The following is a 17,522-nucleotide window of genomic DNA, read 5'->3' as shown; positions in this document are numbered from 1 at the left end:
GTTGGGGCGAGAATGCAAACCGCCGTTATTATAGGCGCACGGGCCTCGCGATGAACGGATCGAAACCACCATGATCAAGCTGCCGCTGATCGATCGACTGACCTTCCTGCTGGAGCGCCAGTTCGTCAAGGGCGCGGGATTCCAGTTGCTGATCGTGGCAGCCGCGATCGGTCTGATTTCCCTGGCGGGCGGGATTGCCGTGCATTGGAGCGGCCACGAGGATGGCTTGAGCGAATCGATCTGGTGGGCCTTCCTGCGCCTGACCGACCCCGGCTACCTCGGTGACGATGAGGGTGCCTGGCGACGGATCGTCTCGACCTTTCTGACCCTGAGCGGCTACGTGGTGTTTCTCGGGGCTCTGGTCGCGATCATGACCCAGTGGCTGATCGGACGGATGCGCGAGTTCGAGCGCGGTCTGACCCCCGTATCGCTGCGCGGGCACGCCGTGATCGTCGGTTGGACGAACCGGACGGTGCCGCTGCTGCGCGAGTTGATCGGAACGCAGCGGTCCCGGCGACGCTTCCGGCTCACTTTCGGCCGCCGTCGCTTCCAGGCGGTGATCCTGACCGAAGACGTGTCCGCCGAGCAGGGGCAGGTGCTGAGATCCGATCCCTGGATCGGGCCGCGGGCGCGGGACGTGATTCTCCGGGATGGTTCCGCGCTGGAAGAGGAGGCGATCCATCGAGCGGGCTGTCTGAACGCCTCGATGGTTATCATGCCGACCGGCTTCGGACGTCGAACGGGGCTGTTGGATGTCGACGTCGAGACCATTCGCGCGCTCCTGTCGATGGACGCGGGCGCGGACCAGCAGGGCCTTGCAAGGCCTCTGGTTGTCGCGGAACTTCAGGATGCCCGGCGCGCCGAGATGGCACGCAACGCCTATCGCGGACCGCTGGAACTGGTGGCCTCGGACCAGACGATCTCGCGCATCATGGTGCAGACCATGCTCCATCCGGGCCTGTCGCGGCTCTGCCGTGAATTGCTCAGTGGTCTGGCGGGCAACGAGTTGATGCTGGCGCGGGCCGACAGCCTGGCCGGTGCGAGCCTGCAGGAGTTGGCGAGCCTTGGCGGACAGGCGCTGCTTCTCGGCCTGGTCCAGGGCGAAGGCCCGGCTGCGCGTGTCACGCTGCTGCCGCCATCCTCGACCCGCCTCCAGTCGGGGGATCAGCTGATCTGGCTCGCCCAGGATCCGGAAGCGATCGATGTGACCCAGCATCGTCGTCGTCGGCGCGTGTCGGCAGCGCGGCAGATTTCGGTCGGTGTACGGCCACGAGCAGGCGCGCCCCATCGCCTGCTGATCCTCGGCTGGAATCAACGCGTTCCCCGCCTGCTGGCCGAACTGGCGGCGCACCCCGGGCAGGCCTTCGAGGTCGATCTGCTGTCATCCAGCCCGCTGGACGCGAGGCTGCGGGATCTCGAACGCTATTTCGATGGCCCGGCGCCGGTGGAACTCCGCCAGCACGAGGCCGATTTTCTGCTGTCCGGTGTGCTGGAGAGCTTCGATCCCGGCCGCTTCGATACGGTGCTGCTGCTGTCCAGTGACCGACTGGGAAGCGAGGAGGAGGCCGATGCCCGCTCGATCGTCGGGCAGCGCCTGGTCGAGCGACTTCTCGAGCGCCGGGCGGAACGTCCGCAGGTGCTGGTCGAATTGGCCGACTCGGCCAACGAAGGCCTGGTGCAAGGCATACGGACCGAGACTCTGATCAGCCCCTTGTTGATCAGTCACCTGCTGGCCCGGATTGCCCTGCAGCCGGCCCTTGGCCTGATCTTCGAGGCACTCTTCGGGCCCGACGGCCCCGAAATCGCCTTTCTGGCGCCACGGGACTTCGGGCTGACCGGTTCCCAGAGCGTGGGTCAGATCGAGCAGGCCGTGGCAGCTCGCGGAGGCCTGCTACTGGGCATCGATCTGACGGCCCGTCAGCGCGGTGAAGGCCTGTGTCTCAATCCGACGCCCGATCTGAGCGTCGATCTGGATCTGCCCGTCCGCCTGTGCTTGCTCAGGCCCGGGATCTCGAACGGAACGCATTGAATGAAAAGGAACGCTGCATGGACCTGACTCCGACCGAACGTGCCCAGGAACTTCGTCGCCAGCTGGGCGCCTTTCTGCACAAACGGGTGCTGCCCGCAGAGATCGAGTGGAAGGCCGCGATGGCCGAACTGGCCGATCCCTGGCAGGAACTGCCCGTGATCCGCGAGCTGAAGGCCGAGGCGCGCGAGGCCGGGCTCTGGAACCTGTTTCTGCCGGACGCGGAGCTGGGCCAGGGGCTGAGCAATCTGGACTACGCGCCGCTCGCCGAGCAGATGGGGCGCTCGCTGATCGCGCCCGAGGTGTTCAATTGCAACGCCCCCGACACCGGCAATATGGAAGTGCTCTATCACTACGGCAGTGAAGCCCAGAAGGCGCAGTGGCTGAAGCCCCTGCTGGCCGGCGAGATTCGCTCGGCGTTCTGCATGACCGAACCCGACGTCGCCTCGTCGGACGCAACGAACATGCAGGCCACGGCCCGGATCGAAGGTGATGAGGTGGTTCTGAACGGGCGCAAGTGGTGGTCGACGGGCATCGGCCACCCGAACTGCCGGGTCGTGATCTTCATGGGCCTGACGGATCCCGAGGCGGATCGTCACCAGCGACACTCGATGGTTCTCGTTCCCCTCGACACGCCGGGCGTGAAGGTCGAGCGCATGCTGACGGCCATGGGCATGCTGGACGCGCCCTACGGCCATGGCGAGGTGAGCTTCGACGAAGTGCGCCTCCCCGCCAGCGCCATCATCGCCGGGCCCGGTCGTGGCTTCGAGATCGCCCAGGGGCGCCTGGGCCCGGGCCGGATTCATCACTGCATGCGTCTGATCGGCCTGGCGGAACTGGCGCTGGAGCTGGCCTGCAAGCGCGCCCTGTCACGCACCGCCTTCGGGCGACCGTTGGCCAAGCTCGGCGGCAACGCCGAGCGCATCGCCCAGGCTCGAATCGCGATCGAGCAGGCGCGCCTGCTGGTGCTGAAAGCCGCCTGGTGCCTCGATCACAAGGGCGTGGCCCGATCCATGAGCGAAATCTCGCAGATCAAGGTGGCCGTGCCATCGATGGCGCAGGATGTGGTGGACATGGCGATGCAGCTGCATGGCGGGGCCGGACTCTCGGAAGATCTGCCACTGGCGGCTGCCTGGACGGCGGCGCGTGCGCTGCGCCTGGCCGATGGGCCGGACGAGGTCCATCGGGGCCTGATTGCGAGGATGGAATTGGCGAAGTATCGCGACGCCTGAGCGGGCAGCGTCTCGCCGGCGCTCAGTCGGCGGGGCCGATCCAGCTCGTGCGGCGGTGTTCACCGGTCGGGCTCGGCCGTGCTCGACCGACTTGCTTGTGCTGGGCCGGGCTCGAATCGTTCTGGCTGAACTGGCCGATCACCGGGTCGATCTCGAAGCGGTTGCGGAACAGGGGTTGTTCTTCATCCACACGGACTTCGATCGGCAGCGTCATCGACCAGCGCTGCTCGCCATTGTGCAGCAGGACGAAGAGTTCCAGTGCATGGGTCGCGGGCAGGATGGAACCCGGGGGCGTGCTGATGTCCAGCGCCAGTCGACCGGAGCGACCTCGCATGAGCTCGCCGGCACTCGGCGTGATCGAGGCCCAGTCCACGCCTTGATCATCGGCATTTCGGAGTTCGAGATGATAGATGCCCTTGACGTAAGCGGCCTGCTCGAGCTCAAGCAATATGCGACGCGTTTCGCCGGCGATCAGGTTGAGGCTCAAGTCAGCCAGACCGTGGGATGAACAGCTCAGGGCATCGTCGGGTCGATCGGTGGCCTCGGCCAGATTGATCTCGATTGCCGCGTTGCCGGCCGAGGGGCAGGGTGCTGCCGACCAGGCCAACAGCGAGCAGCCGCTCAGCAGCAGGCCAAGCGACCAGCGCGCGACGTGCCACCCCGCCGAAGCCGGCGTGGCGCGTCGTTCAGATTGGCCCGTATCGTATGTCCCCATCACTCCCTATTCTAGCGGCAAGCGTCGACGAAGTGAAATGATGATCTGGTGTAATCTCTTGCTTCGTTTCGGGCCTTGCTTCTCGCCGGTACCAAGAATCGAGATCCTGCAGCCAACCATATGAATTTCAATGAGTTCCGATAAGATCAGCGACGTCACCCAGCTCCTGAAGCGTTACAGCGATACGGAAGACGCGGAAGGCCTGTACGACATGCTGCCGATGGTCTACCAGGAGTTGCGCGCTTTGGCTGGCCGTCAGTTGGCCAGCCAGGGTCGCGATCACACGCTTCAGGCCACCGCCCTGATCAATGAGGCCTACCTTCGTCTGGCCGATCAGGACTACCACAGCTGGGAGAATCGCCGCCAGTTCCTGCTGGTCGCCTCGACCGTGATGCGCCGCGTGCTCGTCGACTACGCACGGCGCCGCTCGGCGGCCAAACGCCCGGAAGGCCAGGGGCGGGTGGCCCTGGAAACCGACGAATTGGGTGAGGAATTCGGCACCGACCTCATCGCGCTGGACCAGGTGCTCGAGCAGCTGGCCGAGGTCGACCCGCGTCAGGCGAGCATCGTGGAATTACGCTACTTCGCCGGCCTGAGCGTTCCCGATACGGCCGAGACCCTGGAGATTTCCGAGCGTACGGTCGTGCGCGAATGGCGGATGGCGCGAGCCTGGCTGAAGCGCAAGCTGGCCTGAACGACTCAATCGGACTCGAGCAGTCGCTGGACTTCGCTCAAGCGCCGGCCGATGGCGCCCATCAGCTCACCACGGCGACCGCTCGAATCGCCTTCGAGGATGGCCAGGGCTTCCGTGTAGACCTCCGCCGCCTCCATGAAACGGCCCTGCAGACTCAGGGCCGTCCCGAGGATGTCCAGCGCGCTGGCGTGATAGACCGCCTCGATGCCACCGGTCTGTTCGGCGCGTCGGGCCAGGTCGTCCAGCACGCCACGGATCAGGGCTTCGGCCTGCTCCGGTCGCCCCTCACGCAGCTGCAGTGCCGCCAGGTTGGAAATGGACAGGCGGTAGAGATAGTGATCCCGGTCGGCGACCGCTTCGATCATGGCCGCCGATCGTTCGAAGGCCGCGATGGCCTCCTGGTTGCGCCCCATGCGTGACAGGGCAACGCCGAGATTGCCGATGGTATTGGCCAGGCGCTGGCCGGGCCCGATCAGTCGTTCATGGTCCGCGATCAGGGACACGTAGTCCTCGATGGCGCGTTCCGGATCCTGGAGCATCAAGGCGGTGACGAATACGAATCGCCCGCGCAGCCGGCGCGGATCGTCCTCGTCCCAGAGGCGCTCGGCCAGGGCGCGGGTGAGCTCGGCGGTGGCCATGGCCCGGGCCGCATCGCCGGCGATCACGTAGGCGCCGACCAGGGCGGAGCGGGCATCGAACAGCAGCTCGGCCTGCTCCGCATTCTCTACCCCGGAGAGGCCTGCGGTGGATCCTTCGATGGTCTCGACGATGGTCTCGACGATCGTCTCCACGATGTTCTCGAGGTCCTCGATGGTCTGTGCCAGGGGCACGTCGAGGACGTTTGCATGGTTTCGAAGCTGGCGGATCCGCAGGCGCAGTATCTGTTCGGGCTGGGGGGGCTGGACCTGCTGGTAGAGCTCGATGGCGCGTTGATCGGCCGCGATCGCCTCGATGGCGCGCCCGCTGGAGTCCAGGGCGGCGGCGACCTGGCTCTGGATCAGGGCCTGTTCGGGCAGACTGGCACCGGCCGCCAGGCTGTCATCGGCCTGGCGGAGCAGGGGCAAGGCCTGCTCGCCGAGGCCCAAGGCATTGTAGGCGCTGCCCAGGGCCAGATGGATCGAGCCGGTGAAGGCCGGGTTGACGCTGTCCTCGCCTTCCAGTTGTCGAGCGCCCAGGTCGAGAATCTCGCGCACGGTCACTTCGTTGCCGCGCGAGGGCAGGGAGTCGGCACCGGCGAACAGCTCGCTGAGGAACTCCGTCACCGCCTCGGCGCGGTCACGCTCCCAGGCGATGCGTTGCAGCTGGCCCTCGCGATCGATCACGAAGGCGACCACCATGCTCAGCAGCACGCCGGCCACCGCCAGGCCGAAGCGATGGCGACGCACGTAGAGTCGGCTTCGATGCAGCACATGGCCGGGCCGAGCGGACACGGGTCGGTGGGCAAGCAATCGCTCCAGATCCTCGGCCAGTTCCCGCACCGAGGAATAGCGCTCGGCCGGGTCGCGTTCGAGCGCCTTGAGGACGATCGCGTCGAGGTCACCGCGCCAGGCGACGGGGAGGCGGGCCTGCGGCTGTTTCGACGGCGGCAGGATCGGCGCGCCCAGGATGGCATCATGCAGGGCCTGCGCCGATTCCGTCGCGTCGAAGGGCCCCTGGCCGCTGATCAACTCGTAGAGCACGACGCCGAGTGAGTAGACGTCCGTGCCCGCATTGAGACCCTGGCCCCTGAGCTGCTCGGGGCTGGCGTAGGCGAGCGTCATGCTGGCGGCGTCGGTCTCGGCGGCCTCCTCGTCATTGCCGTTGTCCGACGCGTCGAGGAGATGCGCGATGCCGAAATCCAGCAGCTTCGGCTCCCCTTCGGCGTTGACCAGGATGTTGCCGGGTTTGAGGTCGCGGTGGATCACCATGTGCCGATGGGCGTGGTCGACGGCGGCGAGCACCTTCAGGAAAAGCCGGATTCGCTGCCCGGTGTCGAGGTCACGCTGCGCGCACCAGTCGTCGATCGCCTGGCCATCGACGAATTCCGTGGCCAGGAACGGCCGGCCTTCCGAAGTCAGGCCGCCGTCGATCAGGCCGGCGATGTTGGGATGATTCAGGCGCGAGAGAATCTGGCGTTCGGTGGCGAAGCGGCGGGCCAGGGCATCGTCCGGCGCCGAGGTCAGCTGCAGCAGCTTGAAGGCCACCGGTTGGCGCAGATCCCCGTCGATGCGCTCGGCCAGGTAGACGGCGCCGCTGCCGCCTTCGGCCAGGCGCTGGATCAGGCGGTAATCGCGCGGCAGGGGAACCTTCAGGGAGACTTCCTTGACCACCTGCCGAGCGGCGGCCTGGAAACGCTCCGGCGCCTCGTCGTCGCTGTCGTCTTCAGCGGCCTCGAGAAGCCATTCCACTTCCTCCCAGAGCTCGGCGTCGCCGGCGCACCGGGCCTGCGCCAGCGAGCGGCGTTCGGCCGCCGGATGCTCCAGCGCCTCCATGGCAATCCGCTTGGCCCGGCGATAGGTGGATTCGGCGTCGCGCGATGTCGATTCCGACTTGGTATGCTCGCTGCTCATGCATCGCGAAGTCTACCAACAATGTCGTCCAAGTCGCTGATCGACCAGCCGCGTCACTTGCGCGATGAAGACCGATTCGACGTTCAGGCCGTGGATGCCTGGCTGAAGGCACGCGTCGCCGGCCTGGAGGGTACGCCCGAGGTCGAGCAGTTCTCCAAGGGTGCTTCCAATCTGACCTACCGTCTGCGCTATGCCGATCGGGACCTGATCCTGCGCCGGCCGCCACCCGGCACCAAGGCGAAGTCCGCGCACAACATGGTGCGAGAGCACGACGTCCAGAAGGCGCTGAAGCCGGTCTATCCGAAGGTGCCCGCCATGGTGGCCCTGTGCACCGACGATTCGGTGATCGGCTGCGACTTCTACGTCATGGAGCGCATCGAGGGCATCATCCTTCGGGCCAACCTGCCGCCGGGTCTGGAGCTGAGCACCGAGCAGGCCGCCACGCTTTGCCGCCGTGCGATCGATGGGCTGATCGAGCTGCATTCGGTCGACGTGGAAGCCGCCGGACTGGCCTCTCTGGGCAAGGGCGAGGGCTACAACCGTCGTCAGATCGATGGCTGGTCCGAACGGTTCCGCCGGGCACGCACCTGGAACGTGTTCAAGGGCGAAAAGGTGATGCGCTGGCTCGATGCCAACGTCCCCGAGGAGGTCGGCATCCGGGTCATTCACGGTGACTATCGCTTCGACAACATCGTGCTCTCGGCGGAAGATCCTCTCGAGATCATCGGCGTGCTGGATTGGGAGCTGGCGACCCTGGGCGATCCGCTGATGGATCTGGGCAATTCCCTGGCCTACTGGGTGCAGGCCGATGATGATCGCTTTCTGAAGGGATTCCGCCGTCAGCCGACGCATATCCCGGGCATGATGACTCGTCGCGAAGTCGTTGATTACTATTGCGATCGCATGGGCTTCAGGCCCGACAACTGGGCCTTCTACGAGGTCTACGGCCTGTTCCGGCTGGCGGCGATCGTGCAGCAGATCTACTACCGCTATCACCATGGCCAGACCCGCAATCCGGCGTTCAAGGGCTTCTGGAAGGCCGCCAACTACCTGCTCTGGCGCTGCGGCCGCATCATCAAGCGCCAGTGACCAACGACACTGGTTTCGAGGAGTCGGCCTGACTATCCTTGAGCAAGCATCGTCCAGCGTCGAAGGAGCCTTGGAAACGCGATGACCGAGAGCATCGAACACTTCAGTAACGAGCCGGTGGCGCCCGAGTCCCTGCCGGATTACCGTGACGCCGATCTGAACCCCGTCGTCCCGGCCTACCTCCGGCACAAGGTCGCCACGACCCTGGCGTTCTGGGGCGTCTTCCTGCTGGTGGCCCTGGTGTCGCCCTTGTTGCCATTCGTCGACATCAGCGTCTCGAAGTATCCGCTCGCCGGGGGCGCCATCATCCTGCTCCTGTCGCTGCTGCATGCGCGCCTCGATGCTCGCCATCGCGGCTGGGCGCTTCGAGAGCACGACCTCGTGTACCAGTCGGGCGTGATCTGGAGGAGGCAGGTGATCCTGCCCTTCGCGCGTATCCAGCACGTGGAAACCCTGTCCGGTCCGGTCGAGCGCTGGTTCGATCTGATGCGGGTCAAGTGCTTCACCGCCGGCGGGCAATCCGCCGACCTGGTCGTCGAGGGCCTCACTTCTGCGACCGCCGGGCAGGTCCGGCAATACCTGCTGGAACAGATTCGCGATGATGAGCCGGCAGACTCCAGCGCCGGACCGGAAACCGCGTCGGACGATGCGCATGGCTGAGGACGATTCGTCGCTGTCCGTCGAGCCTGACGTGTCGGCCGACTGGCATCGGCTGGCGCCGATGGCGCTGGTGTTTCTGCTGCTGACCGCGGTTCAGAAGTTCGTCCGCGAGAACCTGTTCATGTTCGCGGGTGCCGGTTTCGGCGTGGCCGTGTTCGACTGGATCAGCCTGCGCGAGGCCCTGCTCATCGCCTGCGGGCTCGGTCTGATGGGGCTGGTCGGGACGATGATCTTTCACCGTCGCTTCCGGTTCCGGATCGAGGACGATGCGGTCCGGGTGCGTCGCGGCCTGCTGGAAAAGAAGGAGCTACGGGTCCGCTTTGCGCGGGTCCAGTCCGTCCAGATCAATCAGCCGTTCTATTTCAAGCCCTTCGAGCTGGTGCGCTTCACCCTGGAAACGCCAGGCGGGCAGGAGGCCGAAGTCGAGCTGCCCGGGATCCCGCGCCGCCTGGCCGAACAGATGCGCGATCACATTGTCGGGCTCCGAAGAGTGCAGGCGAGCCAGACGAGGCCGGTCGATGTGGCTGCCGAGCAAGCGCAGGTGCCAGCCGACCCGTCCGGCGGGGACCGCCTTTACGAGGCTTCGACCTGGCGCCTGTTCCGGCATGGCTTGAGCAGCAACCAGATCTGGCTGCTGGCAGGCCTTGCGGCCTGGTTCTTCGGCACTTTCTCCGAGCAGTTCGGCGCTTGGGCCGATCGGCAGGGCTGGCTCGATCTGATCGACGCCAGCGTCTTCCAATCGCTGTGGCTACTGCTCGGGGCCCTGGTCGTTTTCGGCCTGGGCTTTCTGCTGCTCCTTTCCGGCCTGCTCTCCATCATCCGGTTCCATGATTTTCGGCTGAGCGACCTCGAGGACCGCCTCGTTGGCGTCGGTGGCCTTCTGAATCGCCAGGAGCAGACGGTCAAGCGCGAGAAGATCACCGGTCTGACGCTCAAGCAGTCCGGCCTGGGCCGTCTGCTGAGCTGCTGGCACATCGTGGTCCGGCAGACCAGCAGCGTCGAGCAGGAAATGCCGGGCAAGAAGAAGAGCTTCATCGTGCCGGGTCTGAACGAGGAGGATCTGGGTCTGATCGGGGCCCTGGTGCCCGGCTGGCACTTTCCCGAGCGGCAGCAGGGCATCGATGCAAGATTCCGACAGATCTTCTGGCGCCGGACGGCGGGCCTGGTGTTCGCTGTGCTCGGTGCACTGGTCTGGTTCAAGGAGCCCGGCGCGCTGTTCGTGAGCATGGTCCTCATCGCGCTGTTGCTGATGCTGGCGGCGATTCACCTGCGCTGGAAGCAGTGGGGGTGGTCGCTGGACGGACGCCAGCTGTGGATTCGGGAGGGCTTTCTGGGGCACCACTTCGACGTCTTCGACCTCGACCGGGTCCAGCAGGTGCAGCTTCGCCAGAGCCCCTATCAACGCCGCCATGGTCTGGCCAATCTGGTGCTGGTGCTGCCCCAGGGCCTGGTCACCGTGCCCTATCTGCCCGTCGATGAAGCGGTCCGCCTGGCGAACCAGGCGATCCATTCAGCGGAAACGGCGGCGCTCCATCGAGTCTGAGTCACAGAGCGCCTTACGCCAGGCGGCAAGGAACGCCAGGAAAGAACCGCTTCTCTCCTGGCGTTCTTCTCGAGCCTGTCCAGCTATGCCGTTGATCTTGTTCTCTTTGCTGCTTCGCTGCTTTGCGATCCAAGGATCTTGATGCTTTCGTGTGTCAGACCCGCTCGAAGATCCCGGCAGCACCCATGCCGGTGCCGATGCACATGGTGACCATGCCGTATTTCTGATCGCGGCGGTGCAGGCCGTGGATCATCTTGGCGGCCAGCACGGCACCGGTCGCACCCAGCGGGTGGCCGAGGGCGATGGCGCCGCCCAGGGGGTTGACCTTGTCCGGATCCAGTTCGATCGTGCGCATCACGGCCAGGGCCTGGGCGGCAAAGGCTTCGTTCAGCTCGATCCAGTCCAGATCCTGTTTGGCGATGCCGGTCTGCTTGAGCACCTTCGGGATCGCTTCGATCGGGCCGATGCCCATGACTTCCGGCCGAACTCCGGCCACCGAGAAGCCGCGGAACACGGCCAGGGGCTTGAGGTTCAGTTCCTTGAGGACCTTCTCCGAGACCAGCACCAGGGCGGCGGCGCCGTCGGACATCTGCGAGCTCGTGCCAGCCGTGACCGTGCCCTTGGCATCGAAGACCGTGCGCAGTTTGCCGAGGACCTCCGGCGTGGTGTCGCGGCGCGGGCCTTCGTCCTGCTCGACGGTGAACTGACGCTCCTGGATGGTGCCGTCGGGGCCGGGGACCCGGCTGGTGACGGTCACGGGGCGGATCTCCGTGAATTCTCCGCCGTCGATGGCGGCGATCGCCTTCTGGTGCGAGCGGTAGGCGAACTGGTCCTGATCCTCGCGGCTGACCTTCCATTCCTGGGCGACCTTTTCGGCGGTGATGCCCATGCCGTAGGCGATGGCGACGTTGTCGTCGGTGAAGGTGCGCGGGTTCATCGCCACCTTGTGCCCCATCATCGGGATCATGGTCATCGACTCGGTGCCGGCGGCGATCATCACGTCGGCCTCGCCGAGGCGAATCCGATCGGCGGCCATGGCGATCGTCTGCAGGCCCGAAGAGCAGAAGCGGTTGACGGTCACGCCCGGCACGCTGTCGGGCAGGCCGGCGAGCAGGGCGCCGATGCGGGCGACGTTCATGCCCTGTTCGGCTTCCGGCATGGCGCAGCCGACGATCACGTCCTCGACGCGAGCCGGATCCAGCTCCGGCACTTCCTTCATCGCCTCGGAGAGGGCGTGGGCCAGCAGATCGTCCGGCCGGTAATTTCTGAAACCGCCCTTGAAGGCACGCGCGACGGGCGTACGAACGGCGGCAACTACGTATGCATCATTCATGGTCATTTTCCTGAATAAGACTCAAGTCTGTTCACCACGAAGGACACGAAGTTCACGAAGAAAGGCTCTGATTCAAAGGCATTTCTTCGTGCCCTTCGTGCCTTCGTGGTGTCATCGATGGTTCAACTCCGTCAATTGCGCAGCGGCTTGCCGGTCTTGAGCATGTGAGCGATCCGCTCCTGGGTCTTCGGCATCGTGCAGAGCTCGAGGAAGTGCTCGCGCTCGAGGCCGTGGATCCATTCTTCGGTCACCGGCGTGCCGCGATCGATTTCGCCGCCGCAGATGACGGTGGCGATGCGGCTGCCGATCTCGAAGTCGTGCTCGGAGATGAAGTGCCCCTCGAGCATGTTGACCAGCAGCATCTTCAGCGTGGCGATGCCGACGTCGCCGGCGGCCTTGATTCGCGCGCCCGCCATGGCCGGTCGATAGCCGGCCGCGACCATGGCGCGGACTTCACCGTGCGCCGCGTGCAGCAGCTCGTGCTCGTGCAGGACGATCGTGTCTTCGGGGCGCAGGTAGCCCATCTCCCGGGCCTCCATCGCGGATCCGGAGACCTGACCCATCGCCACCTGCTTGTAGCGCTTTTCGAGCAGCGGGTAGCTGTCGCCCGCGGCCGTGTCGGCCTGGATCTGCATGGCCAGGGTGGCCAGGCCACCGCCGGCCGGCAGCAGGCCGACGCCGGCTTCGACCAGACCCATGTAGCTTTCCAGGTGGGCGACGCGTCGCGCGGCGTGCATCGCCAGCTCCAGCCCGCCCCCGAGGGCCAGGCCGCGAACGGCGGCGACGGTCGGCACGGCGGAGTAGCGCAGGCGCAGGTTGACGGCCTGGAAGCCGGCCACCAGATTGCGCACGCTGTCGAGGTCACCGCGCTGGATGGCTTCGGCGGCGGCCTTCAGGTTGGCGCCGGCGGAGAAGGGGCCTGCCGGCTGCCAGAGGACCAGGCCGTCGAACTCGCTTTCGGCCTTGTCGACGGCCGCGTTCAGGCCTTCGACGGCGCTGTCGTCGATGACGCCCATCTTGGTCTTCAGGCTGGCGATCAGCACGTCGTCGCTCATCGTCCACAGGCGGATACCGTCGGTCTCGAGCACGGTCGTGCCGTGGTCCTGCTTCTCACCGAGCAGGCGCACCGGCTGGTACTGGCGCTGGTAGACCTCGAGATCCGGACGCGGGCTGTAGCTGCTCTGGTCGGCGGCATAGGAGCCGTCGGCGCCGTGGGCCGCCTCGATCTGGCCGACCCAGGCGGGCAGGGGCGCATCGACGCCGGTCTTGCCTGACTCGATGTCGGCCTGGATCAGTTCGGCGACGGCCTTCCAGCCGGCACCCTGCCACTGTTCGAAGGGGCCGAGCTTCCAGCCGTAGCCCCAGCGCATGGCCAGGTCGATTTCACGGGCGGAGTCGGCGATCTCCGCCAGGTGATAGGCGCAGTAGTGGAACAGATCGCGGTGGATGGCCCAGAGGAACTCCGCTTCTGGCGTTTCGCACTTGGCCAGCTCGGCCAGCTTCTCGGCCGGGTTTCTGATCTGGAGGATGGCCTGAATGCTGTCCGGCAGACTGTAATCGGTGCTGCGATAGCCTCCAGATTCCGGGTCGAACACCTTGATTTCCCTGCCTTCTTTGCGGAACACGCCGGCGCCGGCCTTCTGGCCCAGGGCGCCCGCCTCGATCAGCTGACTCAGCCAGCTCGGGGCCTGGTAGTAGCCGTGCCAGGGGTCGTCGGCCAGCTTCGAATCCATGGTCTTGATGACGTTGGCCATCGTGTCCAGACCGACGACGTCGGCGAGGCGGAAGGTGGCGCTCTTCGGGCGGCCGATGGCTGGCCCGGTCAGGGCATCGACGGTATCGAAGCCCAGGCCGAGGCGCTGGGCGTGATGCATGGTCGACCACATGGTGAACACCCCGACGCGGTTGGCGATGAAGTTCGCCGTGTCGCGTGCGCGGACCACGCCCTTGCCGAGATTGCGGGTCAGGAAGTCTTCGAGCAGGTCCAGGGTCTCGGCGTTCGTGCCGGCGTGGGGAATCAGCTCGACGAGGTGCATGTAGCGCGGCGGATTGAAGAAGTGCACGCCGCAGAAGCGATCCTTCAGGGCTGCCGGCACCACGCCGGCCAGCTCGGTGATCGACAGGCCGGAGGTGTTGGTGACGAAGAAGGCGTCGGCGTGGATATGCGGGCCGATCTTCTCGTAGAGCGACTTCTTGATGTCCATGCGTTCGACGATGGCTTCGATGATGAAGTCGCACTGCTGGAGCTGGTCGAGATCGTCCTCGAAGTTGCGCGGCGTGATGAATTCGGCCAGCTCCTTGCTCGCCAGCGGTGCCGGCTTGAGCTTGAGCAGGTTCTGGATGCCGCCCGCGGCGATCTTGCTGCGCTGCTTGTCGTCGGAGGGCAGGTCGTACAGGTCGACGGGAATGCCGGCGGCGGTCAGGTGCGCGGCGATCTGGGCGCCCATCACGCCGGAGCCCAGAACCGCCGCACGGCGGACTCGTAGCTTGTGATCAGTCATGAATCGTCTCGTTTGGTTGATTGATTGGTGGAATCGTCGGCCCCCGGCCGCTCGCTGGCGGCCGGGGGCGTGTATCGGGGAAACGGCTCAGCTGGCCTCGGCCAGGGCCGGCGGCGCCTCGCTCTGGCTGCCCTGCAGCTCGGCCGGCGTGAACTCGTCGACGGCAATGACGCGGGCACTCAGGGCCTGGGCATTCTTGAGGTCTTCGGCCTGCTCTTCGGTGATGACGCCTGCCGCCAGCGCCTTGCTGCACAGGGCGTCGATGTTCGAGGGGCTGGGGACCTGCTTGAGCGCGTTGCGCAGCGCATGCTCGGCCGGCTCGGCCTTGAGCACCGCATCGAAGGCCTTCAGCACCAGGCCCGTGCCATCTTCGACGTCGGACATGAAGGCACCATGGATCAGGCGGTCGCGGCTGGCCGACTTCTCCAGCAGCAGGCGAGCGATGCGGTGACCGGTGCGATCGTCCGAGCGCGCGTGGCGGCGGCCGGTCGGGAAGCACAGCCACTTCAGGATCGGGCCCAGGCCCGGCATCGGGAAGTTGCGGTAGACCCCGTGCAGAGCTTCTTCGACCTGGTGCAGGCTGTCGTCGACGGCGTAGCGGACCAGCGGCAGATCCTCGCTCGGGCGACCGTCGTCCTCGAAGCGGCGCAGGGTGGCCGAGGCCATGTACAGATGGGCCAGGGCATCGGCAAAGCGACCCGACAGCTTCTCGGCGAACTTGAACTTGCCGCCGAGGATCAGCAGGGCGAGATCGGCGGTCAGGGTGAAGGCCGAGCAGAGGCGGTTGATACGGCGGAAGTCCCGGGCGGTGGGTCCGGACACCGGGCTCGGGCTGACCAGCCCGCCGGTCAGGCCCAGGATCGGCGCGCGAACGCCGTTGGAGATCAGGTAGCCGACGTGGCGCCACAGGGCGTCATCGAAGGCAGCCAGGTCATCGTCCTGGGCCGCCAGCATTTCCTTGAGCAGGTAGGGGTGGCAGCGGATCGCGCCCTGGCCGAAGACGATCATCGAGCGGGTCAGGATGTTGGCGCCCTCGACGGTGATCGAAACGGGCAGGGCCTGATAGCCCAGAGACAGGTAGTTGTTCGGGCCTTCGACGACGGCCTTGCCGCCGTGCACGTCCATGGCGTCGTTGACGACCTTGCGATTCGCTTCGGTCAGATAGGCCTTGAGGATGGCCGACAGCACGACCGGCTTGTCGCCGCGGTCGAGGGCCGACAGGGTCAGCTTGTGCGCGGCTTCCATTCGATAGGCCTCGGCACCGATACGGGCCAACGGCTCTTCGATGCCTTCGAAGTAGCCGATCGGCTGCTTGAACTGGTAGCGGATGCGTGCATAGGCGCCGGTCAGCATGGAGGCGACCTTGCCGCCGGCCACGCTCTGCGCCGGCAGGGAAATGGCGCGTCCGGCCGCGAGGCAGTGCATCAGCATGCGCCAGCCCTGACCGATGCGCTCCTGGCCACCGATCACCCAGTCCATCGGGATGAACACGTCCTTGCCGCGGGTCGGGCCGTTCATGAACAGGCTGCCGCCGGGCAGGTGGCGGTTGCCGATCTCGACGCCCGGGGTGGAGGTCGGGATCAGCGCGCAGGTGATGCCCAGGTGTTCCTTGCCGCCGAGCAGGCCGTCCGGATCACGGGTCTTGAAGGCCAGGCCCAGCACCGTGGCGACGGGGGCCAGGGTGATGTAGCGCTTGTCCCAGGAGACGCTCAGGCCCAGCACTTCCTTGCCGTCGATCGTGCGTTTGCAGACGATGCCTTCATCCGGCATGGAGGCCGCATCCGAACCGGCCTGCGGTGAGGTCAGCGCGAAGCAGGGGATGTCTTCGCCCCGCGCCAGGCGCGGCAGGTAGTGCTTCTTCTGGGCGTCGGTGCCGAAGTGCATCAGCAGCTCGCCCGGGCCGAGGGAGTTCGGCACCATCACCGAGACGGCGGCGGTCAGGCTGCGGGTCGACAGCTTGGTGACCACGGCCGCGTTGCCCTGGGCCGTGAAGTCCAGGCCGCCGTATTCCTTCGGGATGATCATGCTCAGGAAGCGCTTCTCGCGGATGAACTGCCAGACTTCCGGCGGCAGATCCTTGAGTTCACGGTTGATCTTCCAGTCGTCGAGCATCTTGCAGAGCTCCTCGACGGGCCCGTCGACGAAGGCCTGCTCTTCCTCGGTCAGGGTCGGCTTGGGCATGTCGAACAGGGTCTTCCACTTCGGCCGCCCCGAGAACAGTTCGGCATCCCACCAGACCGTACCGGCGTCCAGGGCTTCCTTTTCCGTGTCGGACATGGCCGGAAGCACGGTCTTGAACCAGTTGAACAGGGGGCGCGAGAGGAGGTTCCGGCGCAGCGGCTTGAGGGCCATGAAGACCAGGGCGGCGGCCGTGACCGAGAAGATCACGTCGACGGGCCAGGCCAGGGGCGTTGCGGTGACGACCGCCACGGCGGCGATCAGCGAGGCCAGCGCAGCCAACCACAGGGGCAGGCGCAGGTAGGCCAGCAGGCCGAGGCCGGCGAACAGCAGTACTACGGAGAGGATATTCATCGAACGATCTCCATCGGGCGTTGTGATGCGATTTTGGGGTGGGTCTGGATGCTGCCGCGCAGTCCTGCGGCGGCGAAGCGAACGAGATCGGCGGCGATCGCCGGTCCGTCCTGGAGTCGGGACTCTGCCATGGTGTGCGTCAGGGCACCGACAATGAAATCGAGCTGGCGGCGGATCGTGTCCGGCGCGGCATCGGGCAGGGCGCGGGCGATCGCCTCGGCGAAGCGCCGCATGACGTGCGCATATTCGGCGCTCAGATCCCGATGCAGCTGCTCGTCCTGATCGGCGAAGGCGCGCATCAGGATGCGCATGAAGCGGTGCCCTTCCTCGGCACGACCGTGCGTCCAGGCCATGGCCGGGGTCACGAAGGCATCGAGCACCGCTTCGAGGGTGTCGTCCGAGGCGGTGTTCAGCGCTTCGTCGAGGCGAGCCAGGCGGGCGGCGTTCAGGGCATCGAGGCGACGTCTGAACACGGCGACGATCAGCGCCTGCTTGGAACCGAAGTGGTAGTTGACGGCCGCCAGATTGACGCCGGCCGCCTGGGTGATCTGGCGCAGGGAAGTGGCGTGAAAGCCGGCCTCGGCGAACAGGCGTTCGGCCGCGTCCAGGAGTCGATCACAGGTGTTCGGGGCTTCTTTCACTCAAACG

The 17,522-nt window shown here is 66.1% G+C and carries 12 protein-coding genes; 6 read left to right on the top strand and 6 right to left on the bottom strand.

Features of this window, described 5'->3' with window-relative positions; genetic code table 11:
- The first annotated feature begins 70 nt into the window (after nt 1-70).
- Together WM2015_RS09750 and WM2015_RS09745 are read left to right on the top strand one after the other, a co-directional pair.
- Nucleotides 71-2,029, top strand: a complete 1,959-nt coding sequence (locus WM2015_RS09750; RefSeq protein ID WP_049725864.1) for a CASTOR/POLLUX-related putative ion channel — start codon at nt 71-73, stop codon at nt 2,027-2,029.
- Between the two features lie 17 nt (nt 2,030-2,046).
- Nucleotides 2,047-3,258 carry an acyl-CoA dehydrogenase family protein gene (locus WM2015_RS09745; RefSeq protein ID WP_049725863.1) on the top strand — a complete coding sequence of 404 codons (1,212 nt, stop codon included), beginning with the start codon at nt 2,047-2,049 and terminating at the stop codon, nt 3,256-3,258.
- Between the two features lie 22 nt (nt 3,259-3,280).
- Here WM2015_RS09745 and WM2015_RS09740 read toward each other — a convergent pair whose 3' ends face one another.
- The gene (locus WM2015_RS09740; protein ID WP_049725862.1) at nt 3,281-3,973 is read right to left on the bottom strand and encodes a hypothetical protein; all 693 of its coding nucleotides are present in this window, start codon (nt 3,971-3,973) and stop codon (nt 3,281-3,283) included.
- 130 nt (nt 3,974-4,103) lie between these two features.
- On the opposite strand from WM2015_RS09740, the gene WM2015_RS09735 reads away from it, so the two are divergent.
- Nucleotides 4,104-4,667 carry an ECF-type sigma factor gene (locus tag WM2015_RS09735; RefSeq protein ID WP_049725861.1) on the top strand — a complete coding sequence of 188 codons (564 nt, stop codon included), beginning with the start codon at nt 4,104-4,106 and terminating at the stop codon, nt 4,665-4,667.
- A 5-nt stretch (nt 4,668-4,672) separates the two neighbouring features.
- On the opposite strand, the gene WM2015_RS09730 is transcribed toward WM2015_RS09735, so the two are convergent.
- Nucleotides 4,673-7,216, bottom strand: a complete 2,544-nt coding sequence (locus WM2015_RS09730; protein ID WP_049725860.1) for a serine/threonine-protein kinase — start codon at nt 7,214-7,216, stop codon at nt 4,673-4,675.
- A 21-nt stretch (nt 7,217-7,237) separates the two neighbouring features.
- Between WM2015_RS09730 and WM2015_RS09725 the strand changes: the two genes are divergently transcribed.
- The 3 genes from WM2015_RS09725 (at nt 7,238) to WM2015_RS09715 (ending at nt 10,508) form a co-directional block, all read left to right on the top strand.
- On the top strand, nt 7,238-8,305 hold the full coding sequence (locus tag WM2015_RS09725; protein ID WP_049725859.1) for a phosphotransferase family protein: 1,068 nt from the start codon (nt 7,238-7,240) through the stop codon (nt 8,303-8,305).
- An 81-nt stretch (nt 8,306-8,386) separates the two neighbouring features.
- Nucleotides 8,387-8,965 carry a PH domain-containing protein gene (locus tag WM2015_RS09720; protein ID WP_049725858.1) on the top strand — a complete coding sequence of 193 codons (579 nt, stop codon included), beginning with the start codon at nt 8,387-8,389 and terminating at the stop codon, nt 8,963-8,965.
- Nucleotides 8,958-10,508 carry a PH domain-containing protein gene (locus WM2015_RS09715; RefSeq protein WP_169751142.1) on the top strand — a complete coding sequence of 517 codons (1,551 nt, stop codon included), beginning with the start codon at nt 8,958-8,960 and terminating at the stop codon, nt 10,506-10,508. Before WM2015_RS09720 ends, WM2015_RS09715 begins: the two co-directional genes overlap by 8 nt.
- A gap of 154 nt (nt 10,509-10,662) precedes the next feature.
- On the opposite strand, the gene WM2015_RS09710 is transcribed toward WM2015_RS09715, so the two are convergent.
- From WM2015_RS09710 to WM2015_RS16370, 4 genes are all read right to left on the bottom strand, one after another.
- Nucleotides 10,663-11,841: an acetyl-CoA C-acyltransferase gene (locus WM2015_RS09710; protein ID WP_245609755.1), complete on the bottom strand. Its 1,179-nt coding sequence runs from the start codon at nt 11,839-11,841 to the stop codon at nt 10,663-10,665.
- Between the two features lie 131 nt (nt 11,842-11,972).
- Nucleotides 11,973-14,342, bottom strand: a complete 2,370-nt coding sequence (locus WM2015_RS09705; protein WP_049725855.1) for a 3-hydroxyacyl-CoA dehydrogenase/enoyl-CoA hydratase family protein — start codon at nt 14,340-14,342, stop codon at nt 11,973-11,975.
- Nucleotides 14,343-14,429: 87 nt separating this feature from the next.
- Entirely contained in the window at nt 14,430-16,874 is a 2,445-nt protein-coding gene (locus WM2015_RS09700) for an acyl-CoA dehydrogenase (RefSeq protein ID WP_169751141.1), read from the bottom strand.
- Entirely contained in the window at nt 16,871-17,515 is a 645-nt protein-coding gene (locus WM2015_RS16370; RefSeq protein WP_049725854.1) for a TetR/AcrR family transcriptional regulator, read from the bottom strand. Before WM2015_RS16370 ends, WM2015_RS09700 begins: the two co-directional genes overlap by 4 nt.
- Nucleotides 17,516-17,522 lie beyond the last annotated feature (7 nt).

The organism is Wenzhouxiangella marina (assembly GCF_001187785.1).
Taxonomy (GTDB): domain Bacteria; phylum Pseudomonadota; class Gammaproteobacteria; order Xanthomonadales; family Wenzhouxiangellaceae; genus Wenzhouxiangella; species Wenzhouxiangella marina.
Note: the sequence above shows the minus strand (reverse complement) of the source record. Positions and strands in the feature narration are given on the sequence as shown.

Bases quoted from the DNA above. Each gene is read 5' to 3' on its own strand.
- WM2015_RS09715 (WP_169751142.1), top strand. From the start codon at position 8,958: ATGGCTGAGGACGATTCGTCGCTGTCCGTCGAGCCTGACGTGTCGGCC.
- WM2015_RS09705 (WP_049725855.1), bottom strand. From the start codon at position 14,342: ATGACTGATCACAAGCTACGAGTCCGCCGTGCGGCGGTTCTGGGCTCC.
- WM2015_RS09725 (WP_049725859.1), top strand. From the start codon at position 7,238: ATGTCGTCCAAGTCGCTGATCGACCAGCCGCGTCACTTGCGCGATGAA.
- WM2015_RS09700 (WP_169751141.1), bottom strand. From the start codon at position 16,874: ATGAATATCCTCTCCGTAGTACTGCTGTTCGCCGGCCTCGGCCTGCTG.
- WM2015_RS09735 (WP_049725861.1), top strand. From the start codon at position 4,104: ATGAGTTCCGATAAGATCAGCGACGTCACCCAGCTCCTGAAGCGTTAC.
- WM2015_RS09730 (WP_049725860.1), bottom strand. From the start codon at position 7,216: ATGAGCAGCGAGCATACCAAGTCGGAATCGACATCGCGCGACGCCGAA.
- WM2015_RS09720 (WP_049725858.1), top strand. From the start codon at position 8,387: ATGACCGAGAGCATCGAACACTTCAGTAACGAGCCGGTGGCGCCCGAG.
- WM2015_RS09745 (WP_049725863.1), top strand. From the start codon at position 2,047: ATGGACCTGACTCCGACCGAACGTGCCCAGGAACTTCGTCGCCAGCTG.
- WM2015_RS09740 (WP_049725862.1), bottom strand. From the start codon at position 3,973: ATGGGGACATACGATACGGGCCAATCTGAACGACGCGCCACGCCGGCT.
- WM2015_RS09750 (WP_049725864.1), top strand. From the start codon at position 71: ATGATCAAGCTGCCGCTGATCGATCGACTGACCTTCCTGCTGGAGCGC.
- WM2015_RS09710 (WP_245609755.1), bottom strand. From the start codon at position 11,841: ATGAATGATGCATACGTAGTTGCCGCCGTTCGTACGCCCGTCGCGCGT.